The sequence below is a fragment of the Bounagaea algeriensis genome, assembly GCF_054491375.1.
This window is the reverse complement of the sequence record NZ_CM137102.1, coordinates 3,568,043-3,594,106: the sequence shown is the minus strand read 5'-3', so window position 1 is coordinate 3,594,106 and position 26,064 is coordinate 3,568,043. Positions and strand designations below refer to the sequence as shown.

Annotated in this window: 22 protein-coding genes and 3 tRNA genes; 16 read left to right on the top strand and 9 right to left on the bottom strand. The window is 69.8% G+C overall.

From position 1 onward, the window contains the following. Positions 1-194: 194 nt before the first annotated feature. The 5 genes from ACVGV2_RS16370 to ACVGV2_RS16350 form a co-directional block, all read right to left on the bottom strand. Positions 195-1,370 (bottom strand): PQQ-dependent sugar dehydrogenase, encoded by a 1,176-nt coding sequence (locus ACVGV2_RS16370; RefSeq protein ID WP_459163235.1) that lies wholly within the window; start codon positions 1,368-1,370, stop codon positions 195-197. A 340-nt stretch (positions 1,371-1,710) separates the two neighbouring features. Next, positions 1,711-2,208, bottom strand: coding sequence for a DUF6346 domain-containing protein (locus tag ACVGV2_RS16365; protein ID WP_459163234.1), 498 nt, complete (start codon positions 2,206-2,208; stop codon positions 1,711-1,713). A 43-nt stretch (positions 2,209-2,251) separates the two neighbouring features. After that, positions 2,252-3,304, bottom strand: coding sequence for a WXG100 family type VII secretion target (locus ACVGV2_RS16360; protein ID WP_459163233.1), 1,053 nt, complete (start codon positions 3,302-3,304; stop codon positions 2,252-2,254). Then, the gene (locus ACVGV2_RS16355; RefSeq protein WP_459163232.1) at positions 3,304-3,606 is read right to left on the bottom strand and encodes a type VII secretion target; all 303 of its coding nucleotides are present in this window, start codon (positions 3,604-3,606) and stop codon (positions 3,304-3,306) included. Before ACVGV2_RS16355 ends, ACVGV2_RS16360 begins: the two co-directional genes overlap by 1 nt. 5 nt (positions 3,607-3,611) lie before the next feature. Further along, entirely contained in the window at positions 3,612-4,085 is a 474-nt protein-coding gene (locus ACVGV2_RS16350) for a YbaB/EbfC family nucleoid-associated protein (RefSeq protein ID WP_459163231.1), read from the bottom strand. A 230-nt stretch (positions 4,086-4,315) separates the two neighbouring features. Between ACVGV2_RS16350 and ACVGV2_RS16345 the strand changes: the two genes are divergently transcribed. Further along, entirely contained in the window at positions 4,316-5,059 is a 744-nt protein-coding gene (locus tag ACVGV2_RS16345) for a DoxX family protein (protein WP_459163230.1), read from the top strand. 119 nt (positions 5,060-5,178) lie between these two features. On the opposite strand, the gene ilvD is transcribed toward ACVGV2_RS16345, so the two are convergent. Beyond that, the gene (gene ilvD, locus ACVGV2_RS16340; protein ID WP_459163229.1) at positions 5,179-7,020 is read right to left on the bottom strand and encodes a dihydroxy-acid dehydratase; all 1,842 of its coding nucleotides are present in this window, start codon (positions 7,018-7,020) and stop codon (positions 5,179-5,181) included. A gap of 212 nt (positions 7,021-7,232) precedes the next feature. Further along, on the bottom strand, positions 7,233-7,850 hold the full coding sequence (locus ACVGV2_RS16335; RefSeq protein ID WP_459163228.1) for a PH domain-containing protein: 618 nt from the start codon (positions 7,848-7,850) through the stop codon (positions 7,233-7,235). Positions 7,851-8,195: 345 nt separating this feature from the next. On the opposite strand from ACVGV2_RS16335, the gene ACVGV2_RS16330 reads away from it, so the two are divergent. The 8 genes from ACVGV2_RS16330 (at position 8,196) to ACVGV2_RS16295 (ending at position 18,385) form a co-directional block, all read left to right on the top strand. Continuing rightward, positions 8,196-10,028: an acetolactate synthase large subunit gene (locus ACVGV2_RS16330; protein ID WP_459163227.1), complete on the top strand. Its 1,833-nt coding sequence runs from the start codon at positions 8,196-8,198 to the stop codon at positions 10,026-10,028. Positions 10,029-10,036: 8 nt separating this feature from the next. After that, positions 10,037-10,546: an acetolactate synthase small subunit gene (gene ilvN, locus ACVGV2_RS16325; protein WP_459163226.1), complete on the top strand. Its 510-nt coding sequence runs from the start codon at positions 10,037-10,039 to the stop codon at positions 10,544-10,546. A 28-nt stretch (positions 10,547-10,574) separates the two neighbouring features. Then, positions 10,575-11,570: a ketol-acid reductoisomerase gene (gene ilvC / locus ACVGV2_RS16320; RefSeq protein ID WP_459163225.1), complete on the top strand. Its 996-nt coding sequence runs from the start codon at positions 10,575-10,577 to the stop codon at positions 11,568-11,570. Between the two features lie 277 nt (positions 11,571-11,847). Further along, positions 11,848-12,111 (top strand): DUF397 domain-containing protein, encoded by a 264-nt coding sequence (locus ACVGV2_RS16315; RefSeq protein WP_459163224.1) that lies wholly within the window; start codon positions 11,848-11,850, stop codon positions 12,109-12,111. 213 nt (positions 12,112-12,324) lie between these two features. Beyond that, complete coding sequence (gene serA, locus ACVGV2_RS16310) at positions 12,325-13,920, top strand: phosphoglycerate dehydrogenase (protein WP_459163223.1); 1,596 nt, start codon at positions 12,325-12,327, stop codon at positions 13,918-13,920. Positions 13,921-14,061: 141 nt separating this feature from the next. Then, positions 14,062-15,114 carry a 3-isopropylmalate dehydrogenase gene (locus ACVGV2_RS16305; RefSeq protein ID WP_459163222.1) on the top strand — a complete coding sequence of 351 codons (1,053 nt, stop codon included), beginning with the start codon at positions 14,062-14,064 and terminating at the stop codon, positions 15,112-15,114. Between the two features lie 604 nt (positions 15,115-15,718). After that, the gene (cimA, locus tag ACVGV2_RS16300; RefSeq protein WP_459163221.1) at positions 15,719-17,392 is read left to right on the top strand and encodes a citramalate synthase; all 1,674 of its coding nucleotides are present in this window, start codon (positions 15,719-15,721) and stop codon (positions 17,390-17,392) included. Positions 17,393-17,602: 210 nt separating this feature from the next. Continuing rightward, a complete protein-coding gene (locus tag ACVGV2_RS16295) occupies positions 17,603-18,385 on the top strand; it encodes a fumarylacetoacetate hydrolase family protein (RefSeq protein ID WP_459163220.1) in 783 nt (260 codons plus the stop codon). A 79-nt stretch (positions 18,386-18,464) separates the two neighbouring features. Here ACVGV2_RS16295 and ACVGV2_RS16290 read toward each other — a convergent pair whose 3' ends face one another. Further along, entirely contained in the window at positions 18,465-19,694 is a 1,230-nt protein-coding gene (locus ACVGV2_RS16290; RefSeq protein ID WP_459163219.1) for an FAD-dependent oxidoreductase, read from the bottom strand. Between the two features lie 199 nt (positions 19,695-19,893). Here ACVGV2_RS16290 and gltX point away from each other — a divergent pair, with 199 nt between their 5' ends. The 5 genes from gltX to ACVGV2_RS16265 all read left to right on the top strand — a co-directional run bounded on the left by gltX (position 19,894) and on the right by ACVGV2_RS16265 (position 22,850). Beyond that, positions 19,894-21,396: a glutamate--tRNA ligase gene (gene gltX / locus ACVGV2_RS16285; RefSeq protein WP_459163218.1), complete on the top strand. Its 1,503-nt coding sequence runs from the start codon at positions 19,894-19,896 to the stop codon at positions 21,394-21,396. Positions 21,397-21,512: 116 nt separating this feature from the next. Continuing rightward, positions 21,513-22,262, top strand: coding sequence for an HAD family hydrolase (locus ACVGV2_RS16280; RefSeq protein ID WP_459163217.1), 750 nt, complete (start codon positions 21,513-21,515; stop codon positions 22,260-22,262). A 188-nt stretch (positions 22,263-22,450) separates the two neighbouring features. Further along, positions 22,451-22,522: transfer RNA gene (locus ACVGV2_RS16275), tRNA-Gln, on the top strand. A gap of 39 nt (positions 22,523-22,561) precedes the next feature. Then, positions 22,562-22,634: transfer RNA gene (locus ACVGV2_RS16270), tRNA-Glu, on the top strand. Positions 22,635-22,777: 143 nt separating this feature from the next. After that, positions 22,778-22,850, top strand: a tRNA-Glu gene (locus tag ACVGV2_RS16265). A gap of 154 nt (positions 22,851-23,004) precedes the next feature. Here ACVGV2_RS16265 and ACVGV2_RS16260 read toward each other — a convergent pair. Then, on the bottom strand, positions 23,005-23,706 hold the full coding sequence (locus tag ACVGV2_RS16260; RefSeq protein WP_459163216.1) for an IclR family transcriptional regulator: 702 nt from the start codon (positions 23,704-23,706) through the stop codon (positions 23,005-23,007). An 82-nt stretch (positions 23,707-23,788) separates the two neighbouring features. On the opposite strand from ACVGV2_RS16260, the gene leuC reads away from it, so the two are divergent. Together leuC and leuD are read left to right on the top strand one after the other, a co-directional pair. After that, on the top strand, positions 23,789-25,192 hold the full coding sequence (gene leuC / locus ACVGV2_RS16255; RefSeq protein WP_459163215.1) for a 3-isopropylmalate dehydratase large subunit: 1,404 nt from the start codon (positions 23,789-23,791) through the stop codon (positions 25,190-25,192). A 63-nt stretch (positions 25,193-25,255) separates the two neighbouring features. After that, the gene (gene leuD / locus ACVGV2_RS16250) at positions 25,256-25,858 is read left to right on the top strand and encodes a 3-isopropylmalate dehydratase small subunit (RefSeq protein ID WP_459163214.1); all 603 of its coding nucleotides are present in this window, start codon (positions 25,256-25,258) and stop codon (positions 25,856-25,858) included. The last annotated feature ends 206 nt before the right edge of the window (positions 25,859-26,064 follow it).

Sequence of the window (26,064 nt, the reverse complement as noted above, 5' to 3'; positions counted from 1 at the left end):
TGCTGAACCATGTCCCGTGCCGATGAACTCGGTGCGCGTGATGCGCAGCCCAGCGCCCCGGTCCGTGCGATGACCGCACCGCGGTGCGGTCGTAGCGCGTGATGCGCCGCGCGGTGCCGTCGCCACGCACGACGACGGCACCGCGCGGGTGGGAACGCGGGTTCGGTTCCGATCCCGCGACCCGCTGCGCTCGTTCAGTCCTTGCCGGCGGCGCCGCCGTCCGGCGGTTCGATCCGTAGCACCCGGTCGTCGCTGGAGACCGGCTCGCCCTCGTGGCGGTTGGCCGTGCCCGCCCACACGAGACCGTCGCTGCCCAGCGTGGCCGCGGAGAACCGGCCGTAGGTGTCGTCCATGACCTGGGTCGGTTCGCCGGTGAACGTGCCGTTTCCGCCCGGGGTCAGCGTGTACAGCGCGCGGGCGTCCTGCAGGGCCACGACGACGGTGGAGGCGTCCGCGGCGCAGCCGCTCACCCCCGGCGAGTCCCGCCACGTCCACTCGGGTGCGCCCAGGGGGCGGCCGAAGCGCACCTGCTGCAGCGCGTCCTGCGGGCCGCCGCGGTCGGTGACCCACAGGCCGCCGGAATCGGCGGTGCCGCACAACCCGCTGGGTTCGGCCAGGCCGGAGGCCACCACGGCCGAACGCGGATCCGGGTTGTCCTCCGGCGGTGCGCCGAGCCCGTCGATGCGCAGCACCTTGCCCGCCAGCGAGGAGCGGTCGGCGGCCCCGGCCGGGTCGCCGGCGTCGCCGGTGGCGACGAGCAGGGCGCCGATCCCGTCGGTGCCGATCGTGCCCGCGTTGTGCTCGGGGCCCTTCGGAATGCCGGTGAGCACGGGTTCGGGCGGTTCGCCCGGGGCGATGCGCAGTACCCGGTTGTCGGTGGTGGTGCTCGCGTAGGCGTAGACGAGTTCGTCCTCGGCGTAGCTCGGCGACAGCGTCAGGCCGGTCAGGCCGCCGCCACCGGAGGTGTCCACGGGGATGCGGGCGATTTCGACGGGTTCGCTGCCGCGTTGCACGCGCAGCACGCGGCCGGTGGCGCGTTCGGCGACGAGGGCGCTGTTGCCGTCCGGCAGCGTGGTCACCGCGCCGACCGGTTCGAGGCACGTGGCCTGCACCGCCGGGTCCGGATCGTGGCAGCCGACGGGCTCGGCCGGTTGGCCGCCGTCGCCGGCTCGTGGCGGGGGTGGTTGCTCGGTGAGCGGCGGGGCCTCGCCCTCGTAGGACGGCTCCGGCCCGACCTGCGGGTCGAGCTGGGGCTGCTCGTTCCACTCGCGCGGGTGCTCGTCCGGGAACTGGGCACACCCCGCCAGGGCGAGGCCCAGCGCTGCCGCTGCGGCGAGCAGGGCGCGTCGCGTTCGGAACGGAACCGCCATACCGGTCGAGGATACTGGCACCGGCCGGATGTGCGGGGCCGATCCGCACGGGTGGTTCCGTGCCGGGCAGGGAACGGTTCCGTGTCGGAGCCGGGTGCCCTCGTGGAGCTGCCCCGGCTGTGGAAGGTGCATCGCGGCCGGATGGTGCCGCGGTGGACGCCGAGGTCGTCGGTGGATCCCGCCCTGGCCGGACGCGAGCTCGCCCGTATGTTCGGCTGCTCGGGTGCGGCTGAGTGCCGTTGCTCGGGCAGCGCGGCTACTCAGGAGTGGTGACTTCGCCGCTGCCGAAGAATCCTCCCGGTGCTTCGGTGACGGTCACGGACAGACGCGGACGCTGGTTCTACTGCTGTTGCTTCGCCTGTGCCTTCCCGGGCTTGCCCTTTCGCTTCTTCTTGTTCGGTTTCGGGGGTTTGAGGATGAAGATCACCGCGATGAGGCAGAGCAAGCCGAATCCCCCGAAGGGGAAGACCAGCGCGGTTCCCAGCCACGACCACGGATGGGCTTCGTCCTTGGTCGTGTAAACGAATCTTCCGCCGTGTTGCGACTGGAGTTTGGACACGTGGTTCACCGGCTGCGACTGCCCAACGTCATCGCTGCTGAAGTCGCCGTAAATGCTCGTTTCGGTGCTGCTGGTGCCATCGTTCCAGGTGACATCGAGCCGGCACCTCTCCCAGAGGTTCAGGATGAGGGGTCCGTCTGCCCAGCAGTCGGTGGCGACAGCAGTCCCCGACTTGGTCACTTCGTCCTCCGAGTGCGCGATGCGGGATCCTGAAGCGACCATGGAAACCGCGATCAAGGAGAAGGAAATGAGGGCGAGGACGAGGAAAATGGATGCCAACGTTGCTCGTACGCCCATATCTGATCCACGTTGGTGTTGCCTCTTAGTCATCGCCGCCCTGCTCCTTTGACGCACGTTCCTGTGCGATTTCTTTGTCTTCGTTTGTCTTGTCGTCGACTTCTGCTATGTTCTTGCCAGCTTCGCTGGCGGTTTTAATGGCGTCGCCAGTGGGATTTGGGGAGAACTCGAGCGTGCCCGCGATGCGGCCGCGCTCGAAGCTGCTCGGGCTGGTGAAGTCTGCTGCCTTGTCGATTCCCTGATTTATGCTCGAACTAGAAGTGCCATTGAATGCGTTACGCATGATCTGGCTGCTGCCAACCTGGCTTGCGAGATTGTCCATGTGGGCGGCACCCGTGGCAGCCAGGCGCGAAGCACGATTACCTACCTCAGCGAGGGCGCCGCTGAGGCGCCCCATGTTGCCGAGCATGTCACTAAGTTTTGAAACGAGATTAGAGAGTTTCTGTGCGACCTTTCCGACGGTGATTCCAACTTTTCCTGCGAGCCAGCTGATGCCCGCACCGAGGGAGACTCCGGCTGTGACGAAAGACAGTCCCATGGAGACAGCGAGAGTTTGAATAGCTTTCGCGATAAGGTCAGTAATCAGATCCCTGATCAAGGCGCGGACTGTGGCGACGAGTACTCCAGCATTGCGGATTCCGCCGGCGACACCGTTGGCGCCTTCGCTCATGCTTTCGACGTGTTCTGCCAACGCAGTAGCCGCCTTGCGATAGGCGTCGCCAGCGTCACCTTGCCATTCCGCGGTCTCCGCGTTCGCCCGTTGCCGAATATCGTCGGCGGTTGTTTTGAGCTCTTCTGAGCGCGTGAACCATGCGCGGCTGCCTTCATCGATAGCTCGAGGATCGCCGGCCAGCTCATCGAGCGGAGTGCGTAGGGGCTCGCAGTGCTCGATGGCCCAACCTATGCCGGCGCTCATTAAGCTGGCGAATGGATCTGTGACTGTCCCGAGGAATTCTAGACCGGCGCTGACGCCTTGTGCTGCTGCATCGCCGAGGTCGGGAGCAGTTAACAGCTTTCGGGCGGTGTCGGCGATCCCTCCGCCATCGGTGCTCGTAACGTTGTCGGCTACGAAGTCCATCAGTGCTGGAGCCTCCCCAGCTGGTCGGAGTTGCCGCGGTCGGTTTCGTCGTAGTCGCGGGCGCACGCCCGCACCGCGTCGGCCACGTTCGTGGTCGCGTCACCGGTGCCGCCGATGGCCCGGCTGGCGTTCTCGGCCTGCTGCTGGGCACCGGTCGCGAAGAACTGGCCGATGAAGCCGAACGCGTCCTGGCCGGGTGTGGAGGCTCCGCCGCTGACGAGCCCTTTGATGGCGTCGGCGAGCCCGTCGAGCGAGCGCGCGTGCGCGTCGAGGTCGTCGGGAAGTACCTTGAAGTCGTTCATCGCGATCACCGCAGGAACGTTTCGTTGCTGAAGTCGTCGTCCGGGTCGCCGTCCGAATCGTCGTCCGGGCCGTCACCGCGGCGGGCGGTCTCCGCGTCCTGCTCCTGCAGGGGCGGGAGCTGGCTGCGGATGAACTCCATCGTGTCGCCGTCGCCGGCCAGCGGGGCGACGGTGTCGGCCACCTGGTGCGCGACCTGCGCCTGCGCCGTGCGCACGGTGTCCATCAGCGTCGCAGCAAGATCCGACGGCGAGAGGTTGCGCGCCTTGTCGGTGAACTGCGCGTCGAGCAACGTGCCCGAAGCGCCGACGGTGACCGTCACGGCTCCGTTCTTGCTGGTGACCGTTTCGGTGGCGTGCTGCAGCTCGTCGCCGACCTGCTGCGCCTGCGCGACGAGGTCGCGTCCGTGCTGCTCGTAACTGGCGAGCCACTGGCGGGCTTGTTCCTCCGTGCCCGCCACGCCGAACAGGTTCTCACTCACCCGTGCATTCCCTCCTCGAGCCGGAACTGGACGACCGCGCGCTGCCCCGCGGGACGCGCGCTGCCCCGCGGGGCGGTTGCCGCGCTGAGGATATGCGATCGACGATCTCGCCAGTGCTGATGTCCGAATTGTCGGACGAATCCGCACGCGCCGGCCGCGGCGGTGACGGGGGGAGTGGGATTCCCCGCAGGGGTCGCACGTACGAGTGAGATCACCTATCCTCTGCGCGCGTGAGGACGCCAGACGATCGCCCCGAGGACGCGGACTTCAGCGACCAGGCTCCCGGTGCGTCCGGGACACGCACCCGGGCCGTACCGGGCGGCGCAGCCCCGGGAACGCAGCCCGCCACCATCGCGGAACCCGGCGGCCCCGCCGGCCACGACTACTACGACGACGGGTACACCGAAGCCGACCCGCCGGCGCTCCTGCGCGAGCAGGACGAGGACTTCTACGCGGAGCTGCCCGACCGGCCGGCACCGTGGACCGCCGGCGCCGACCTCGGCCTGCTCGTGCTGCGGCTCGGGCTCGGCGGGGTGTTCGCGCTGCACGGCGCGCAGAAGCTCTTCGGCGCGTTCGGCGGTCCCGGCCGCGCGGGATTCGCAGACGCGCTGCGCAGCATGGGTTTCGCCGAACCCGAGGTGCTGTCGCTGGTCACGGGGGCCACCGAGCTCGCGGCGGGGGCGCTGCTCGTGTTGGGGCTGTTCACCCCGCTGGCGGCGGCCGGCGTGCTCGGCGTGATGGCCTCGGCCGTCATCGCGAACCGCGGCTCCGGCTTCTTCGCGCCGGAAGGAGTGGAGTTCCCGGCCGTGCTCGCGGTCGCGGCACTGGCACTGCTGTTCAGCGGACCAGGCCGGGTGGCGGCCGACAAGGGGCGGGCGTGGTTCCGCCGGCCGATGCTCTTCGGCGTGCTCGGCCTGCTCGTCGCCGCCGGTGCCACGGCTGCCGTGTTCGTCCTGCTGTATCAGGGTTTGTGACCGAAAATCCCCGCCGACCTGCGGTTTCTTTTCTGGAACTCTTCCAGTGTGCGCAATTTTCATGAAAATTGCGCACACTGGAACGAGTCCAATGTGGCGGCCGCGGCCGCTGAGCGTCACTACGTGACGTCGCGCACGGCGCCGTAGGAGGCGGAGGTGGCGAACCGGGCGTAGGCCTGCAGCGCCCGGGTCACGGGGCGCTCCCGGTCGACCGGCTGCCACGGGGCCTCGCTGGCCTCCATCTTCGCGCGCCGCTCGGCGAGCACCTCGTCGTCGACGAGCAGTTCCAACCTGCGCTCGTGGGCGTCGATGAGCACGCGGTCGCCGTCCTCGATCAGCCCGACCGTGCCGCCGCTGGCCGCCTCCGGCGAGATGTGCCCGATCGACAGCCCGGACGTGCCGCCGGAGAAGCGCCCGTCGGTGACCAGCGCACACTTCTCGCCCAGGCCGGCTCCCTTGAGGAACGCCGTGGGGTGCAGCATCTCCTGCATCCCGGGGCCGCCCGACGGGCCTTCGTAGCGGATCACCAGCACGTCGCCCGGCTGCACCTCGCGGTTGAGGATGACCGACACGGCCTGCTCCTGGCTCTCCACCACGCGGGCCGGCCCTTCGAACCGCCACAGCGACTCGTCCACGCCCGCGGTCTTCACCACCGCGCCTTCCTCGGCCATGTTCCCGCGCAGCACGGCCAGCCCGCCGTCGACGGTGTAGGCGTGCTCGTAGTCGCGGATGCAGCCCTCCGCGCCATCGGTGTCCAGCGAGGACCACCGGTTGCTCTGCGAGAACGCCTCGGTGGTGCGCTGCCCGCCGGGAGCGGCGTGGAACAGTTCCCGCGCCTGCTCGGACGGCTCCGCCGCGCGGATGTCCCAGGCCGCCAGCCAGGAGTCGAGGTCGGGACTGTGCACCGAGCGCACGTCGCGGTGCAGCAGGCCGGCGCGGTCCAGCTCGCCGAGGATGGCGGAGATGCCGCCGGCGCGGTGCACGTCCTCCATGTGGTAGTTCGAGTTCGGGCTCACCTTGCACAGGCAGGGCACGCGCCGGCTGGTGTCCTCGATGTCCTCGAGCGCGAAGTCGATCTCGCCTTCCTGCGCGCCGGCGAGCGTGTGCAGCACCGTGTTCGTCGAGCCGCCCATCGCCACGTCCAGCGCCATCGCGTTCCGGAAGGCCTGGGCGTTCGCGATCGACCGCGGCAGGACGGAGTCGTCGTCCTCGGCGTAGTACTGCTTGGCCAGGTCCACCACCGTGCTGCCGGCCCGCTGGAACAGCGCGCGGCGCGCGGAGTGCGTGGCCAGGGTCGAACCGTTGCCCGGAAGCGCCAGCCCGAGCGCCTCGGTCAGGCAGTTCATCGAGTTGGCGGTGAACATGCCCGAGCAGGAACCGCAGGTGGGGCAGGCCGAGCGTTCGACCTCGGTCAGCCCCTCGTCGTCCACCTGGTCGCTGGCGGAGGCGGCGATCGTGGTGATCAGGTCGGTGGGCGCCTGCGCCACCCCGTCGACCACCACGGCCTTGCCGGCCTCCATCGGCCCGCCGGAGACGAACACCGTCGGTATGTTCAGCCGCATCGCCGCGTTGAACATGCCCGGAGTGATCTTGTCGCAGTTGGAGATGCACACCAGCGCGTCGGCCTTGTGCCCGTTGACCATGTACTCGACGGAGTCGGAGATGATCTCCCGCGACGGCAGCGAGTACAGCATGCCGCTGTGCCCCATCGCGATGCCGTCGTCGACGGCGATGGTGTGGAATTCGCGCGGCACGCCGCCGGCTTCGCGGACGGACTCGGCCACGACGTCGCCCAGGTCGCGGAGGTGCACGTGGCCGGGCACGAATTGGGTGTACGAGTTGGCGATCGCGACGATCGGCTTGCCGAAGTCGTCATCGCCCATCCCGGTGGCGCGCCAGAGCGCGCGGGCCCCGGCGGCGTTCCGGCCGTGCGTCGTGGTGCGTGAGCGCAACTGGGGCATTGCCACACCAGCCTTTCCGAATGCGCTAGTCGTCGGCCGCCCGGTGCCCGGCCGCCGCAGCGCCGCCGTGTTCAACATCCGGGTTCAACATCCGGCGAACGGTGAACGCGGAGCCAGGGATTGCAGGTCCGCGTTCGACCGGCAGGGGCCACCGACCGGCGTGTGCGAGGTTCGCGCCTTGTGGGCGCACAACGTCGGCGGTGCCAGAAACACTACTCCTGCCGTTCGGGGTTGGGCAGCCGCCCACCGCTCATCAACGCGAGTTTCGGCACGTCCCGCATCCGCACGCCCGACAGCCGCACCTGCTGCTCGGAGTCGAGCACGGCGCTGACCCAGCCGTTCTCGCGCAGCCGCAGCGAGCGCAGCCGCTCCCACGCGATCCGCCGGGTGCGCAGCGGGGTGCGCACGGTCAGGCCGCCGGTGTCGACGATGGTTTCGCTGCGCACGATCCACACCGCCAGCACGAGGGGGAGGAGGTAGACCAGCGGCGCCGGACCTCCGGCGAGGGTGGCCACGGGTGTTGCGCACGCGGCGATGGCCAGCGGTGCCAGCAGCGAGGCCCGGCTGACCCGGATCGTGACGGATTCGGGGAGCTCCCGGCCCCGTGCGGCTTCCGCGTCCGTCGCGGCCCCCTGCTCGGTGCCGGCGCCCTCCTCGGGTTCGGCCCTGCCCTCGGAGCCGGCCCTGCCCTCGGAGCCGGCCCCGCCTTCGGATCCGGGTCCGTCTTCGGGTTCGGCCCCGTCTTCGGAGCCGGTCCCGTCCCCGACCCGGTCCTCCTCGGCACCGGTGGTCGCAGCGGCTTCGGCGGAGGTGTCGTGCTCGTCGCTCACGCACTCATGGTCTCACCCGGGCAGCAGGCCGCGGACGGCGTGCGAGCGACCTGCGGAGGCGGGGTGTCGCGAGCGCGCCACTCTCCGCCGGCCGAAACCCGTCTCCGCCGGCCGAAGCCCGGTCGTCCCGCGATGCGGGAGCTTCCTCCCGCAGGTTTGACCGCGTGCAGTGGCTGCGACTAGCGTGGCCGCCATGCTGCGACCGAACGACATTCTCGTACTTCCGGGGCGCGTCGACGCCTAGGAAGTTCGCAGCGTCGACGCGCCCAACCCTCGCAAGGCCACGTCTCGGCCGGCGGGGGTTTTTTCGTGTTCCGGCCCACTTCTGATCGCGAGGCAGAGTCCATGACCAGCGCCAACACCCGACAGAAAGAGGACTCGGCGACATCGCCGAGTCCGCGTCCGAAACCCGCTCCCCCCGAAGGTGCTCCCGTGCGCACGACCGGGGCGCGCGCCCTCGTGCGCTCGCTGGAGTCCGTCGGGTGCGAGATGGTCTTCGGGTTGCCGGGCGGCACGATCCTGCCTGCCTACGACCCGCTGCTGGATTCCGGGAACCTGCGCCACGTCCTCGTGCGGCACGAGCAGGGAGCCGGGCACGCGGCGACCGGGTATGCCCAGGCCACCGGCAAGGTGGGGGTCTGCTTGGCCACCTCCGGGCCCGGTGCCACGAACCTCGTCACTGCTCTCGCCGACGCGAACATGGACTCGGTTCCCCTCGTGGCCATCACCGGGCAGCAGACCACCGGTCTGATCGGCACCGACGCGTTCCAGGAAGCCGACATCTGCGGCATCACCCTGCCGGTGACCAAGCACAACTTCCTGGTCAGCGACCCCGACGACATTCCCCGCGTGATCGCCGAAGCGTTCTACCTGGCCTCGACCGGCCGCCCGGGCCCGGTCCTGGTCGACATCCCGAAGGACGTGCAGCAGGCGAGCACCTCCTACTCCTGGCCGCCGGAGATGCGCCTGCCCGGCTACCGGCCGACGAACAAACCGCACAACAAGCAGGTGCGGGAGGCCGCGCGGCTCGTGGGCCAGGCGCGCAGGCCGGTGCTCTACGTCGGCGGCGGCGTCATCAAGGCCGATGCGCACCAGGAACTGCGCGCCGTCGCGGAACGCACCGGGATCCCGGTCGTGACCACGCTGATGGCGCGCGGTGCGTTCCCGGACTCGCACCCGCAGCACCTCGGCATGCCCGGCATGCACGGCACGGTGGCCGCGGTCGCGGCGATGCAGCGCGCGGACCTGCTCATCGCGCTCGGCACCCGGTTCGACGACCGGGTCACCGGGCAGCTGTCCTCGTTCGCCCCGGACGCCACGATCGTGCACGCCGACATCGACCCGGCCGAGATCTCCAAGAACCGGCACGCCGACGTGCCCATCGTCGGTGACTGCGCCGATGTGCTCACCGAGCTCGACGAAGCGGTGGCCGAGCACCAGGCGGCGAACGGCAGCCGCGACCTGTCCGCCTGGTGGGAGCAGCTCGACGACTGGCGCTCCCGGTTCCCGCTGGGCTACGAGCGGCCCGCCGACGGCAGCCTCTCGCCGGAGCACGTGATCGAGCGGCTCGGGGTGCTCGGCGGTGACGACGCGGTCTACACCGCGGGTGTGGGCCAGCACCAGATGTGGGCCGCCCAGTTCATCGGTTACGAGGACCCGCGCACCTGGCTCAACTCCGGCGGCCTGGGAACGATGGGCTACGCCGTGCCCGCCGCGATGGGGGCCAAGGCCGGCCGCCCGGACGCCCCGGTGTGGGCGATCGACGGCGACGGGTGCTTCCAGATGACCAACCAGGAGCTGGCGACCTGCGCCATCGAGGGCATCCCGATCAAGGTGGCGATCATCAACAACGGCAACCTCGGTATGGTCCGGCAGTGGCAGAACCTCTTCTACGCCGAGCGTTACTCGAACAGTGACCTCGGCAGCCACGAGCACCGGATCCCGGACTTCAAACTGCTCGCCGAGGCGCACGGGTGCGTCGGCATGCGGTGCGAGTCCGAAGAGGACGTCGACAGCGTCATCAAGCGTGCGGTGGAGATCGACGACCGACCCGTCGTGATCGACTTCGTGGTGGGTAAGGACGCCCAGGTGTGGCCGATGGTGGCTGCCGGTACGAGCAACGACGAGATCATGGCGGCGCGTGGCTTTCGCCCGCTGTTCGACGAGGACAAGGGGTGAGCGCGCCGATGAGCCGACACACGTTGAGCGTGCTGGTGGAGAACGTGCCCGGGGTGCTGGCCCGCGTGTCGGGGCTGTTCTCCCGGCGCAACTTCAACATCGAGTCGCTGGCGGTGGGGCCGACGGAGCACCCGGAGATCTCCCGGATGACCATCGTCGTCTCGGTGGACGAACAGCCGCTGGAACAGGTCACCAAACAACTCAACAAACTGGTCAACGTGATCAAGATCGTCGAGCTCGAGGAGGACTCGGCGGTGCGCCGCGAACTGCTGCTGGTCAAGGTCCGGGGCGATGCCTCGGTGCGCAGCCAGGTGCTGGAGACCGTGCAGCTGTTCCGCGCCAAGGTGGTGGACGCCTCGCCGGAGGCGTTGACCGTGGAGGCCACGGGCACCACCGACAAGCTCGACGCGTTGCTGCGCATGTTGGAGCCGTACGGGATTCGCGAGATGGTGCAGTCCGGCACCATCGCGATCGGCCGCGGCCCCAAATCGATCACGGCCACCGCGCCCGTGCGGTGACGAGCACAGCCGGAAAGGAAGAGGACCATTGGCAGCTGAGATTTTCTACGAAGCCGACGCCGACCTCGGCATCATCCAGGGCCGCAAGGTGGCCGTGATCGGCTACGGCAGTCAGGGCCACGCGCACGCGCTGAGCCTGCGGGACTCCGGTGTGGACGTGCGGATCGGCCTGCACGAGGGTTCGAAGTCGCGGCAGAAGGTCGCCGACGACGGTCTGCGCGTGGCCACCGTCGCCGACGCCGCCGCCGAGGCCGACGTCATCATGATCCTGACGCCGGACACCAAGCAGCGCGAGATCTACGCGAACGACATCGCGCCGAACCTCAACAGCGGCGACGCGCTGTTCTTCGGCCACGGCTTCAACATCCGCTACGACCTGATCCAGCCGCCGTCCGATGTGGACGTGGCGATGGTCGCGCCGAAGGGGCCGGGCCACCTGGTGCGGCGGCAGTTCGTCGACGGCAAGGGCGTGCCGTGCCTGATCGCGGTGGAGCAGGACCCGTCCGGTCAGGCGCAGGCGCTGGCATTGTCCTACGCGGCCGGTATCGGCGGTGCCCGCGCCGGTGTCATCAAGACGACCTTCACCGAGGAGACCGAGACCGACCTGTTCGGTGAGCAGTCGGTGCTCTGCGGTGGCACGAGCGCGCTGGTGCAGAACGGCTTCGAGGTGCTCGTCGAGGCGGGCTACCAGCCGGAGATCGCCTACTTCGAGGTGCTGCACGAGCTCAAGCTGATCGTCGACCTGATGTACGAGGGCGGCATCGCCGGGCAGCGCTACTCCTGCAGCGACACCGCCGAGTACGGCGACCTCACCCGCGGTCCGCGGGTCGTCGACGACCGCGTCAAGGAGTCGATGCGCAAGGTCCTCGGCGAGATCCAGGACGGCAGCTTCGCCAAGGAGTGGGTGGCCGAGGACGACAACGGCCGGCCGAACTTCAACCGGCTGCAGCAGGCGGGCAACGAGCACCAGATCGAGGAGGTCGGCCGCAAGCTGCGTTCGCTGATGTCCTGGACGATGAAGTGAGTTCCGCGCGCTGAGCGCACCCGCGGGTGCGCGCGGGGCCCGGCGCCCCGGCCCCGGCCCGCAGCCGGGGCCGGGGCGCCGTTGTGCCGGGGCCCGCGTTGTGCCGGGGCCCGCGTTGTGGCAGGCCCGCTTCGTTGCGGGGACCCGCGTTGTGCAGGGGCCTGCGTGCCGGGGTGGTGCCGTGCAGCGGGGCGCGCAACCGCGGTGGCGGACCGGCCCTCGTCCGGCCGCGGACCGCGTTGCTCCGTTCCGCTGCGTGGGCGCTAGGGTTCGCAGCGTGTCCGAGGAGAACGAGGCCCCCGAGAAGGACGAGACCTACGACGACAAGGCGCACATCCGCGACGAGCTCGATTTCAGCGCTGCGGAGTGGATTCCGAGCACCGACGATCCGGCGGAACCGGGAGTGGAGATCGCGTTCGTCGACGGTTACATCGGGATGCGCAACGGGGCCGAGCCGGACGGTCCGGTGCTGGTGTTCACCCCGGAGGAGTGGGACGCGTTCGTCGCCGGCGCCAAGGACGGCGAATTCGACGAGCCCTGACCACCACCGCTGCTGATCCATTCGAGTGGCATTTGAACAGCTGCGCAATGGCCTTGCTGACCTGCGAGGATGCGATAAGGAGCGATATTTTTCCCGGTGATCCGGGCTACACCCTTGTGAACGATTTCTCAAAATGTCGCTAGACTGCGCCGCGTTCGGGACACAATGGGGTGCCCGTGCATCGACCGTGATCCCTCGCAATGGAGCTTTCTCGTGACCAATGCAAGCCGTCCTGTCGTGCTGATCGCAGAAAAGCTGGCGCCGTCGGTGATCGAGGCGCTGGGCAACGAGGTCGAGGTGCGTCAGGTCGACGGTACCGACCGCCCCGCGCTGCTGGAGGCAGTGGCCGACGCCGACGCGCTGCTGGTTCGCTCCGCCACGAAGGTTGATGCCGAGGTCCTGGCCGCGACCACCCAGCTGAAGGTGGTCGCCCGCGCCGGTGTCGGCCTGGACAACGTGGAGGTACCGGCCGCGACCGAACGCGGCGTCATGGTGGTCAACGCGCCCACCTCGAACATCGTTTCGGCCGCTGAGCACGCCATCGCCCTGCTGCTGTCCGTGGCGCGCAACGTGCCGGCCGCGGACCAGAGCCTGCGCGGCGGTGCGTGGAAGCGCAGCTCCTACACCGGTGTCGAACTCAACCAGAAGACCGTCGGCGTGGTGGGCCTCGGCAAGATCGGCCAGCTGGTGGCGCACCGGCTGGCCGCCTTCGACGCCAGGATCGTCGCCTACGACCCCTACGTGTCCAAGGCGCGCGCCGCCCAGCTGGGCATCGAACTGGTGAGCCTGGACGAGCTGCTGTCCCGCGCGGACGCCCTGTCCATCCACCTGCCCAAGACCCCGGAGACGCTGGGGCTCATCGGCGCCGAGGAGCTCAAGAAGACCAAGCAGGGCGTCATCATCGTCAACGCCGCCCGCGGCGGGCTCATCGACGAGGAAGCCCTCGCCGACGCGGTGCGCAACGGGCACGTCGGCGGTGCGGGCATCGACGTGTTCAAGGAGGAACCCACCACCTCCAGTCCGCTGTTCGACCAGCCCAACGTCGTGGTGACCCCGCATCTGGGCGCTTCCACCGTGGAGGCGCAGGACCGCGCGGGCATCGACGTGGCGAAGTCGGTGCGCCTGGCACTGGCCGGCGAGTTCGTGCCGGACGCGGTCAACGTCCAGGGCGGCGCGGTCGGCGAGGAGGTGCGCCCGTACCTGCCGCTGACGCAGAAGCTGGGGCAGCTGCTGGCCTCGCTGGCGGGCACCACCCCGACCTCGGTCACCGTCGAGGCGTGCGGCGAGCTCGCCGACGAGGACGTCTCCGTGCTGCAACTGGCCGCGCTGCGCGGGGTCTTCTCCGGCGCGGTGGACAGCCAGGTCACTTTCGTCAACGCGCCGCAGTTGGCCGAGGAGCTCGGCGTGTCGGTGGAGGTGCAGAAGAACGCCGAGAGCCCGAACCACCGCAGCCTGGTGTCCGTGCGCGCGGGCATGGCGGACGGTTCGATCGCCCGCGTGTCGGGCGCGCTGACCGGTTCGAACCTCGTCGAGAAGCTCGTCGAGGTCAACGGGCGGCACTTCGACCTGCGCGCCGAGGGCAACGTCCTGCTGCTGGAGTACCCGGACCGCCCCGGTGTCATGGGCAAGGTCGGCACCCTGCTCGGCGAGGTCGGTGTGAACATCGACGCCGCCACGGTCAGCCAGACCACCGAGCGGGACAACGCCGTCATGCTGCTGCGCGTGGACCGGCCGGTGGACGCCGGCGTGTTGGAGCCGATCGGCAACGCGGTCGGCGCGCGCACCGTGCGCACGGTCAGCTTCGAGTGACGACGCGGCAGGTCGTCCCACCGAGCGAGATGTTCGAACCGCTGGGTGGGTCGGCCTGCGGTCGGCCGGGTGGGGACGAGTAACCTTCGGTGCAACGGTTTCGAGGCCCCGAAGCGGGGTTTTTGCTCGGGAGGTGTGTAGATGCGGCTCGCTGTGATCCCCGGTGACGGGATCGGGCCGGAGGTGGTGACCGAGGCGCTGAAGGTCCTCGGTGAGGTCGTCCCGGATGCCGAGATCACTCGCTACGAATTGGGAGCCGCTCGGTGGCACTCGACGGGGGAGCTGTTGCCCGAGTCCGTCCTCGGGGAACTGCGCGAGCAGGACGCGATCCTGCTCGGTGCCGTCGGTGACCCCTCGGTGCCCAGCGGGATCCTCGAACGCGGCCTGCTGCTGCGGCTGCGGTTCGAACTCGACCACCACGTGAACCTGCGTCCGGCGAGGTTGTACCCGGGCGTGGCCAGCCCGGTCAGCGATCCGGGTGAGATCGACATGGTGGTGGTCCGGGAGGGGACCGAGGGCCCGTACGCGGGCAACGGCGGGATCCTGCGCAAGGACACCCCGCAGGAGGTGGCCACCGAGGTCAGCCTGAACACGGCCTTCGGCGTGGAGCGGGTGGTGCGCGACGCGTTCGCCCGCGCCAACGTGCGGCCGCGCAAGCACCTGACCCTGGTGCACAAGACGAACGTGCTCAGCCACGCGGGATCGCTGTGGTCGCGCGTGGTCGAAGAGGTCTCCCTGCAGTACCCGGACGTGACCGTGTCCTACGAGCACGTGGACGCGGCCACGATCCACCTGGTCACCGATCCGGGCCGGTTCGACGTCATCGTCACCGACAACCTGTTCGGCGACATCATCACCGACATCGCCGGCGCGGTGACCGGCGGTATCGGCCTGGCTGCCAGTGGGAACATCGACGCCACCGCCCGGAATCCGAGCATGTTCGAGCCGGTGCACGGCAGTGCGCCGGACATCGCCGGCCAGGGCGCGGCCGATCCGACCGCGACCGTGCTGTCCCTGGCGATGCTGCTCGACCAGCTCGGCGCGTCCGAGGCCGCGCGGCGGGTGGAGGCCTCGATCTCCTTCGACCTGGCCACGCGCGATCACGCCGCCCCGGGCGCGACCCAGGCGATCGGTGATCGCCTCGCGGCGCTGGTCTCCTCGCGGGAGGTGGCCGCGTCGAGCAACACCGCCTGAGGTGCTGCTGCTCAGATGGCTGCCGCTGCGGCGCTGCCGCTGAGGAGCTGCTGCTGCGGAGCTGCCGCTGCGCAGGTGCGCACACTGCCGTGTCGGGTGCCCTTCCGGCGCCCGACACGCGTGTGCGCGGCCCCGGTTCGATGCCGTCCCGGCGCCCTTTCTGCGGGGCCTTGCTGCGGGGCCTTGCTGCGGCACCTCTCGGCGGGCTCGTTCGGCGCCTCCCTGCGAACTGCTGCCGCACGTGTGAGCGGTCGCACAGCTGTTGCTCGTGGCTGGTGCCCGCGGCGGGCAGCTGCCAGTCGCGCAGCTGCGCGAGCGCGCTCTGAACTGCGCGAACGCCCGAGTGGCGAGGTCGGCGCGGCGGCGATCCGCCGGCCGTTCAGCATGCGGGAAGCGCAGCCCAATGCGTGATCCCGCTTGCCGGGTGTGGCAGCATAGCGGCGTGGCTTACCGCGTCGTCATTATTGGCGGGCGCGCCGGGTAGGAGACTCCGCAGTCCCCGGCGCGCAGACCTCTCGCATCCCGCGGGGGGTCTTTTTTATTGCCACGGTCACCCCGCAGTCAGCACGCAGTCAGCAACACCGAATCAGTCGAGGAGCAGGCAGTGACGCGCACGACCCCGGCAGCGACCCCCCTGGGCGACTCGTTCCACGTCTACGACACCACGTTGCGGGACGGCGCCCAGCGGGAAGGCATCTCCTACTCGGTCACCGACAAGCTCGCGGTGGCGCGGCAGCTGGACTCGCTCGGTGTCGGGTTCATCGAAGGCGGCTGGCCGGGCGCGCTGCCCAAGGACACCGAGTTCTTCCACCGCGCCGCGCGGGAACTCGAACCGCAGCACGCGGCGCTCGTCGCGTTCGGAGCGACCCGCCGCCCCGGCGCACGGGCCGCGGACGACCAGCAGGTGCGCGCCCTGCTCGACGCGCAGGCCCCCGTGGTCACGCTCGTGGCCAAAGCCGACCGCAGGCACATCGAGCGGGCGTTGCGCACCGACGTCGCCGAAGCGTGCGCCATGGTCTCCGACACCGTGCGGCACCTGGTCGCCGAGGGGAGGCGGGTGTTCCTCGATGCGGAGCACTTCTTCGACGGCTACGACCACGACCCGGACACCGCGCTGCGCGTGCTCGAAGCCGCGGGGGAGGCCGGCGCCGACGTAGCCGTGCTCTGCGACACCAACGGCGGGCAGCTGCCCGTGCGACTGGCCGAAACCGTCGGCGAAGTCATCGCGCGCACCGGTCTGCGCGCGGGGATCCACTGCCAGGACGACACCGGCTGCGCCGTGGCCAACAGCGTGGCCGCGGTGCAAGCGGGCGCCACCCACGTGCAGTGCACCGCCAACGGGTACGGCGAACGCGCCGGCAACGCGGACCTGTTCGCCGTCATCGGCAACCTCGCCACCAAACTCGACATGCCGGTGCTGCCGGACGGCAAACTCGCCGAGATGACCCGCGTGGCCCAGGGTGTCACCGAACTGGCCAACCTCGCCCGGGACGCGCACCAGCCGTACGTGGGCGATGCCGCGTTCGCGCACAAGGCCGGCCTGCACGCCAGCGCGATCAAAGTGGACCCGGAGCTGTACAACCACATCGACCCGTCGGTCGTCGGCAACGACATGCGCGTGCTCGTCACCGAAATGGCCGGGCGCGCCAGTCTCGAACTGAAAGGCGCCGAGCTCGGGGTGGATCTCGCGTCCAATCCGGACGCCGTGACCGGTGCGGTCCGTCGCGTGAAGGAACTCGAAGCCCACGGCTGGTCGTTCGAAGCGGCCGATGCCTCGCTGGAACTGCTGCTGCGCCGCGAGATCGCGAACACCGAGGCTGGAACCACCGAGTCCGGCGGGGAATCCGCGTCCCGGCAGGGCGGATCCGACTTCGCTGCGCCGTTCTCGCTGGAGTCCTACCGAGTCGTGCTGGACCACCGCCCCGACGGCGACGTGGTCTCCGAAGCGACGGTGAAGGTCGTCGTCGAGGGTGCGCGCGTCATCGCGACCGCCGAGGGCAACGGCCCGGTCAACGCGCTGGACGCGGCGCTGCGCGAGGCGCTCGTGCCGCACCTGCCGTGGGTCGGCGACGTGGAGCTGGCCGACTACAAGGTGCGCATCCTCACCGATGCGGCCGGAACCGACGCGGTCACCCGCGTGCTCGTGGAATCCCGCGACGGCGAACGCGAGTGGAACACCGTCGGTGTGCACAGCAACATCGTCGAAGCCAGCTGGATGGCGTTGTGCGATGCGCTGGCGTACAAGGCGGCGCACCGCAACGCCCTCACGACATGCTGAGGTGGTTCTCGGTCCTGCGCGCCGCAGGTGGGGCAACACCTCCTCGCGGGAGCTGCGCCCGGGGGCTGGCGGGTAGTTGTGCTGATCAGGTGGTTCGGCGCGCCAGCGTCGAACCACCGGCGGCCCGCGCACGTCCAGCGGCTGCGCACGCGGGTTAGGCTGGGTGTTTTCGACTGCCGATTGTTCCCATTCCCTGTCAGGGAGGTCGCTGTGCGCCTGGCTCGCGTAGCCCATTCCGACGGCGTGTCGTTCGTCGCGCTCGAACCGGATCCGCAGAATCCGCAGGAGAAGGTGCTGGCCGTGGAGATCGACCAGCACCCGTTCGGCGATCCCCAGTTCACCGGCCGCAAGTGGCCGATGTCCGATGTCCGGCTGATCGCGCCGATCCTGCCGACGAAGGTGATCTGCGTCGGCAAGAACTACGCCGAGCACGCGCGCGAGATGGGCGGGGAACCGCCGGCGAACCCGGTGATCTTCATGAAGCCCTCGACGAGCGTGGCCGGTCCGCACTCGGTGATCAAGCGCCCGCCGAGCTCGAACCGCGTGGATTACGAGGGGGAACTCGCCGCGGTGATCGGTCAGCCGTGCCGCAACGTGCCCGAGGCCCGCGGAGCCGACGTGCTGCTGGGCTACACCATCGCCAACGACGTGACCGCGCGCGATCAGCAGCAGGAGGACGGGCAGTGGACCCGTGCCAAGGGCTACGACACCTTCTGCCCGCTGGGTCCGTGGATCGACACTGCCGTGGATCCGGGCGATCTGGGGATTCGGACCGAATTGGACGGTGAGGTCAAGCAGGAGTCCCGCACGTCGCTGCTGCAGCACGACGTGGGCGCTCTCATCGCCTGGGTCTCCGCGGTGATGACCCTGTTGCCGGGGGATGTGATCCTCACCGGCACGCCTTCGGGCGTGGGTCCGATGGAGGCGGGCCAGAAGGTCTCGGTGTCCGTCGACGGCCTGGGCACGTTGACGAACACCGTGCAGGACGCCTGAACCTGCACGCCCGCAGAACTGTGCACCCCGCCCAGGGGTGTGTACTTTTCTCGAGAAATGTACACACCCCCGGGCGGCCTCACGTCCGCAGCGCGCCGGCGGGAGGGCGTTCCTCCGCGGCCCCGTAGACGATCAGGTACGGCGGGATGCGCCGCAGTTGCGGTACCCGGTCGGCCAGTCGCAGCGGCAGCGGCGGGCGTGCCGCGGCCAGGTCGAGTTCACCGCGCAGCGCCGGCTCGACGACGTTGTCGTGCGCGAGCCGCTGGAAGCGTTGGACGAGCGCGGTCGCGGGATACCGGCGGTGCTGCACCGCTGCGACGTGCTTGCGCTGCAGCGTGCCGGTGCGCAGCGGTTCGGCGAGATGGCGGGCGGCGGCCACGGCGTCCTGCACCGCCAGGTTGATGCCCACGCCGCCCACCGGCGACATCGCGTGCGCCGCATCGCCGAGGCACAGCAGCCCGGGCCGGTGCCACCGCAGCAGCCGGTCCAGACTCACCCGCAGCAGCTTCACCTCGGACCAGTCGGTGACGAGCGTGCGGCCGTCGCCGAGCCACGGCAACGCGTGCACGAGATCGGTGTTGAGTTCCTCGACGGGCTTCTCGCCGCGGCGCCGGGCGTCGCTGTCCTTGGTGATGATCGAAGCGGCCTGGTAGTAGTCGCCGCGGTCCAGCAGGGCCGTGAACCTGCGGTGAGCGATCGAACCGAGCGCGCCCGCGGGGTCGGTTTCCCGGCGGGGCAGTCGCAACCACTGCACGTCCATCGGGGTCGGGAAGTCCCGCAGCGGCAGGTCCGGCAGCTCGCGGACGAAGGAGTCGCGGCCGTCGCAGGCGATGGTGATGGTCGCGCGCAGTTGCCCGGTGGTGCCGTCGCCGGTGCGGTAGTGCACGCCGTTGACGCGTCCGCCTTCCCGGATCGGACCGGTGGCCTCGGTGCCCATCCGCAGGGTGAACGCGGGTTCCCGCTCGGCGGCATCGGTGAGCAGGTCGAGCAGGTCCCACTGCGGAACCATGGCGATGTAGTCGTACGGGCCCGGCAGCATGCGCAGGTCGCCGAGCACCCGGGGCTGACCGTCGGTGAGGACGCTGACCGTCTCGACGCGGCGGTGCGGCAGCCGGTTGAACTCGGCGGACAGGCCGAGCCGGTCCAGCAGTCGCAGCGTGGTCGGGTGCACCGTGTCCCCGCGGAAGTCGCGGAGGAAGTCGGTGTGCTTTTCCAGCACGGTGACGTGCACACCGCAACGGGCGAGCATGAGCCCGAGGAAGACGCCGGCGGGACCGCCGCCGACGATGCAGCAGGTGGTTCGCTCCATCGCGATCCCCTCCAGCATTCAACGGCTGTTGAATTCATGGCACCACCGCCGGTGCGCACCCGTCAACCCGCTTCGCCCGCCCGGGCGGGAGCGACCCCGCCGTGGTGGCGTGCGGCGCATCGCACGACTCGGGTGTCCGCGGCGGCGAACAGCTCCCCGAACCCGCGCCACGCCGCCGACTGGATACGCTGAAACCGTGATGAGCACGTCAGAAGCCGCAACGACACCCGTCCGCGCCCGGTTCTGCCCGTCACCGACCGGGACACCGCACGTCGGGCTGATCCGCACCGCGCTGTTCAACTGGGCCTTCGCCCGGCACCACGGGGGAACGCTCGTGTTCCGCCTCGAGGACACCGACGCCAGCCGGGACAGCGAGGAGTCCTACGCCGCACTGCTCGACGCGCTGCGGTGGCTCGGCCTCGACTGGGACGAGGGTCCCGGTGCCGGTGGGGAGCACGGGCCGTACCGGCAGAGCGAACGAGGTGAGATCTACCGCGACGTCGCGCGGCGGCTGCTCGAGGCGGGCGAGCTCTACGAGGCGTTCTCCACTCCCGAGGAGGTCGAGCAGCGGCACCGCGCGGCGGGACGCGACCCGAAGCTCGGCTACGACAACCACGATCGCCACCTGACCGAGGAGCGCAAGAGCGCTTTGCGCGCCGAGGGGCGCACCCCGGTGCTGCGGTTGCGCATGCCCGACCGGGAGATCGGGTTCACCGACCTCATCCGCGGGGAGATCTCCTTCCCCGCGGGCAGCGTGCCGGACCCGGTGCTGGTGCGGGGCAACGGTGATCCGCTCTACACGCTCACCAACCCCGTCGACGACGCGCTGATGCGCATCACGCACGTGCTGCGCGGGGAGGACCTGCTGTCCTCGACGCCGCGCCAGATCGCGCTGTACGAGGCGCTGCAGCGGATCGGTGCCACGGACTTCACCCCGGAGTTCGGCCACCTGCCGTTCGTCATGGGGCCGGGCAACAAGAAGCTCTCCAAGCGCGATCCCGAGTCCAACCTGTTCCACCACCGCGAACGCGGGTTCGTACCGGAGGGGCTGCTCAACTACCTGGCACTGCTGGGGTGGTCGATCTCGGACGACCGCGACGTCTTCACGCTCGACGAGATGGTCGAGGCCTTCGACATCGGCCGCGTCAGCGCCAACCCCGCCCGGTTCGACGTGAAGAAGGCCGAGGCCATCAACGCTGCGCACCTGCGCAAGCTGGATGTGTCGGACTTCGCCGAGCGAGTGGTTTTCCACCTCGTCGAGGGCGGTGTCCTGCCCGAGCGTCCGACCGAGCAGGAGCTCTCCCTGGTGCGCGCGGCCGCGCCGCTGGTGCAGGAGCGGGTCGTGGTGCTCTCCGATGCCGTGGGCATGATGGGTTTCCTGTTCGCGGGCGAGGACTTCGAGATCGAACAGGCCTCTGCGGACAAGGCGCTCACCGGGGAGGCTGCGTCGATTCTGGACGCGTCGCTGGCCGCGCTCGACGAGCTGCCGGAGTGGACGGCCGGCGAGATCGAGTCCGCGCTGAAAAGCGCCGTTGTGGACGGACTCGGTCTCAAACCGCGCAAGGCCTTCGGGCCGGTGCGCGTGGCCGCGACCGGACGCACGGTTTCGCCGCCGCTGTACGAATCCATGGAACTGCTGGGCCGCGAGGTGTCGATGGACCGGCTGCGCGCCGCGCGGGCGCGCGTGTCGGCGGACGAGTAGACCGCTGCCGACTCAACCGAGTCAGCGGCGCAGGATCACCGCGTTGGCAGAGTCGCGGTCGGGGAGCGACCGCATAGCCTCTCGGGGTGATCTCCGTCCCTGATGAACCCACGTGTGTGCCCAGGCCCCGGAGCGAGGGCGCGATCGCTGCTGTCAGCCTGGACATCGACGACACCCTGCTCGACAGCGAGAGCGCTGCGCGCGCGGGCCTGCGCGCCCTCGTCGGTACGGAACGGGCGTGGCCGGTGTGGCGCTCGGTGACCGAGCGCCACGAGCAGCGCTGCTTCGCCGGGGAATTCGATTTCGACACCATGCGGGTGCGCAGGACGCGCGCGTTCTTCGCGGAGTTCGGCGAGCACATCGACGACACCGAGGCGGGCCGCCGCGAACACGTGCGGACGGTGGCCATGCAGAACGCCTGGCGGCTGTTCGACGACGCTCGCCCGTGCCTGGACTGGCTGCACGACAACGGCCTGCGCCTGGCCGTGGTCACCAACGCGCCCGGGCGGTACCAGCGCGCGAAGATCGAGGCGCTCGGTCTCGCGGGGCGTTTCGACGCGCTCGTCATCTCCGGTGAGATCGGTGTGCGCAAACCGGATCTGCGCATCTTCCGCGGTGCGAGCGAGGCGTTGGATCTGGCGCCGGAGCGGATCGTGCACATCGGGGACCGCCTCAGCACCGACGCCCTCGGTTCGAGTCGGGCGGGCATGCGCGGCGTCTGGCTGAACCGGGCGCAGTCGGGGGGACCGCCGCCCGGGGTGTCGATGATCTCCAGCCTGCGCGAATTGCCGTGGTTGATCACCGGTTCCGCCGCCGGCGGTGGGCGGCCCGCGCAGCGGCCGGCGCTGGCCGGCGCGCACGGCTGACCCGGGCCTCGCAGCTGGTCCCGCAGCGCGGAAATGCCTCCTCGCCTGCGGAAATCCCTCACCCGGGGGGTGGTTTCAGGGTGGTGCGCGGCGTGGGCTAGGATATTCGCAGAACGGCGACAGGGAGCGCCGGGGACTGGAAAGCCCAGGGCTTGAGGTTCCGGCAGCGACCTGGACCCGGGTGACAATGGGGTATGGTGTAATCGGCAGCACGACTGATTCTGGTTCAGTTAGTCTAGGTTCGAATCCTGGTACCCCAGCTGGTCGGTTCGACTCCTCCGGAGCGCGAGCAGGACTGGGGTCCCGTCGTCTAGTGGCCTAGGACGCCGCCCTCTCAAGGCGGTAACGCGGGTTCGAATCCCGTCGGGACTACGGTGAGCGCCGACATCCCCTCGGATGTCGGCGTTTTTGTCGTCGGGGGAAGGTTGGGGAAGCCGGCCGCCTCCGCCCCGACGTCGCCGCGCCGCGGGCGTCCGGTAGGATGAGATCCGGACGCAGCCAGGTCCAGTTGGTGCGGTCCCGTCGTCTAGTGGCCCAGGACGCCGCCCTCTCAAGGCGGTAACGCGGGTTCGAATCCCGTCGGGACTACGAAGAGCACCGGTGCCGGTCGGCGCCGGTGCTCTTTTGCGCCGCTCTTCGGTTCACGGTGCTCTTCGGTTCACACAGCCCTTCGGTTCACGGTGCCGCTTCGATTCCCGCCACCGCTCCGGTTCCCGTGGCCGTTTCGGTGCGCGTCTCCTCTTCAGAGGCGGTTCTGCAGCGCGTCGGCAGCGGCGAGGAGGTCCGCGGCCCACCGCGAGCCCGGCCTGCGGCCCATGCGGTCGATGGGCCCGGACACGGACACGGCCGCGATGACGTTGCCGCTGGCGTCGCGGACCGGTGCGGACACGCTCGCCACGCCGGCTTCGCGCTCGGCGACGCTCTGCGCCCAGCCGCGCCTGCGCACCTCCATCAGCGTGCGTTCGCCGAACACCGCTTCGGACAGCACCGCCCGCTGGGTCGCGGCGTCGGCCCAGGCGGCGAGCACCTTCGCGCCCGAGCCCGCGTACATGGACACCGCGGTACCGACGGGCACCGTGTCGCGCAGCCCCGAGGGCGGTTCGGCGGTCGCGATGCACAGCCGCTGCATCCCGTCGCGCCGGTAGAGCTGCACGCTCTCCGAGGTCGCGTCGCGCAGTTTCGGCAGTACCGTCGAGGCGGCCTCCAGCACCGGGTCGACGGCGCCGCCGGCGAACTCGGCCAGGGCCGGCCCCGGCCGCCAGTTCCCGTCCGAGCCGCGCCGCAGCAGTCGGTGGACCTCGAGCCCCACCGCCAACCGGTGCGCCGTCGCCCGGGGCAGACCCGTGCGTGCGCACAGCTCGGCGAGGCCGCAGGGCTCCTCGGCGATGGCCGAGAGCACGGCCACGGCCTTGTCCAACACTCCGATACCGCTATGCTGTCCCACGTAACGATATTAACGTCTCGTCATATGGGAAGTCCACTCCGTGGGACGTTCCGCGACGAGCGTCACTCCAGCGGGAGCAGCAATGGGAAAAACACTCGCCGAGAAGGTCTGGGACGCGCACGTCGTCCGCGAGGGAGAGGGGGACGAACCCGATCTGCTCTACATCGACCTGCATCTGGTGCACGAGGTGACGAGCCCCCAGGCGTTCGAGGGGCTGCGGCTGGCGGGACGCCAGGTCCGCCGCCCCGACCTCACCCTGGCGACGGAGGACCACAACGTCCCGACCACCGGCACCGAACTGCCGATCGCCGACCCGGTTTCGCGGACGCAGGTGGACACGCTGCGCCGCAACTGCGAGGAGTTCGGCGTCCGGCTGCACCCGATGGGCGATGACGAGCAGGGCATCGTGCACGTCGTCGGTCCGCAGCTGGGACTGACGCAGCCGGGCGCCACCGTGGTGTGCGGCGACAGCCACACCTCCACGCACGGGGCGTTCGGCGCACTGGCCTTCGGGATCGGAACGTCCGAGGTGGAGCACGTCCTCGCCACCCAGACGCTCCCGCTCAAGCCGTTCCGGACGATGGCCGTCAACATCGAGGGCACGCTGCGGCCCGGCGTGACGAGCAAGGACGTCATCCTCGCGGTGATCGCGAAGATCGGCACCGGCGGCGGCCAGGGCTACGTGCTGGAGTACCGCGGCACGGCCGTGCGCAACATGTCCATGGAAGCCCGCATGACGATGTGCAACATGTCCATCGAAGCGGGCGCGCGCGCCGGCATGATCGCGCCGGACGAAACGACTTTCGCCTACCTCGCGGATCGGCCGCAGGCGCCGAAGGGCGAGCGGTGGGACGAAGCCGTCGAGTACTGGAGCTCGCTGACCACCGATGCGGACGCCCGCTACGACGCGGAAGTCACGATCGACGCCGACGAGCTCACGCCGTTCGTCACGTGGGGGACGAACCCGGGGCAGGGCCTGCCGCTGGGTGAACGCGTGCCGAATCCGACCGACATGGCCGACGAGGCGGAACGATCCGCGGCCGAAAAGGCGTTGGAGTACATGGACCTGCGGCCCGACACGCCGTTGCGGGAAGTCGCCGTGGACACCGTGTTCCTCGGTTCCTGCACGAACGGCCGCATCGAGGACTTGCGCAGCGCGGCGGAGATCATCAACGGGCGCAAGGTTTCGGACGACCTCCGGATGCTCGTCGTCCCCGGCTCGATGAAAGTCCGCAACCAGGCGGAGTCCGAGGGCCTGGACGAGGTTTTCCGCGGCGCCGGGGCGGAATGGCGTTCGGCCGGTTGTTCGATGTGCCTGGGGATGAACCCCGATCAGCTGTCCTCCGGTGAGCGCAGCGCCTCGACGTCCAACCGGAACTTCGAAGGCCGCCAGGGCAAGGGTGGTCGGACGCACCTGGTCTCCCCGCTGGTCGCTGCTGCGACCGCCGTGCGCGGCACGCTGTCCTCCCCGGAGGACCTGGACTGAACCGGTCGGTGCGCCGACCGTCCGCGCGCTGTGCCCACCACGAATGACAAGGAGCAATCGCCGATGGAACCGTTCACCACGCACACCGGTGTCGGTGTGCCGCTGCGCACGTCCAACGTGGACACCGACCAGATCATCCCCGCCGTGTACCTCAAGCGGGTCGCCCGCACGGGGTTCGAGGACGCGCTCTTCTCCGCATGGCGCGCCGACCCCGACTTCGTGCTGAACCAGGAGCCCTACCGCAACGGCAGCGTGCTCGTCGCGGGACCGGACTTCGGCACCGGTTCGTCCCGCGAGCACGCCGTCTGGGCGCTGCACGACTACGGATTCCGGGTGGTCATCTCGTCCCGCTTCGCCGACATCTTCCGGGGCAACGCGGGCAAGCAGGGACTGCTGACGGCCCAGTGCGCCCAGTCCGATGTGGAACTCCTCCAAGAGGAGCTGGAGGCGAACCCCGGCGCGGAGATCACGGTCGACCTGCGCGAGCGCACCGTGCGCGCGGGCGACCGCACCGTCTCGTTCGACATCGACGACTACACGCGTTGGCGCCTGCTGGAGGGGCTCGACGACATCGGGCTGACCCTGCGCCACGTGGAGACGATCGACACGTTTGAGGCGCAGCGCCCGGGCTTCAAACCGACGACAGGGGCGTTGGACGCGAGCTGAGGGCTCTCGGCGCTGAACGCATTTTTTCGCCGCACAGCAGGAAGAACGAGGTTTCGCGCACAACTCCAGCACCCTCCTCCGGAGCGAACTGCGGCCCCCGCGGGGTGACTCGTTTGTCAGCTGCGCCAACGAAAAAGTAGGCGTGGCGAATGGCATTTGTTTGTCATGGCCCTTACCGTTGACATTGAGTCGGCCCGCGGGGGCCG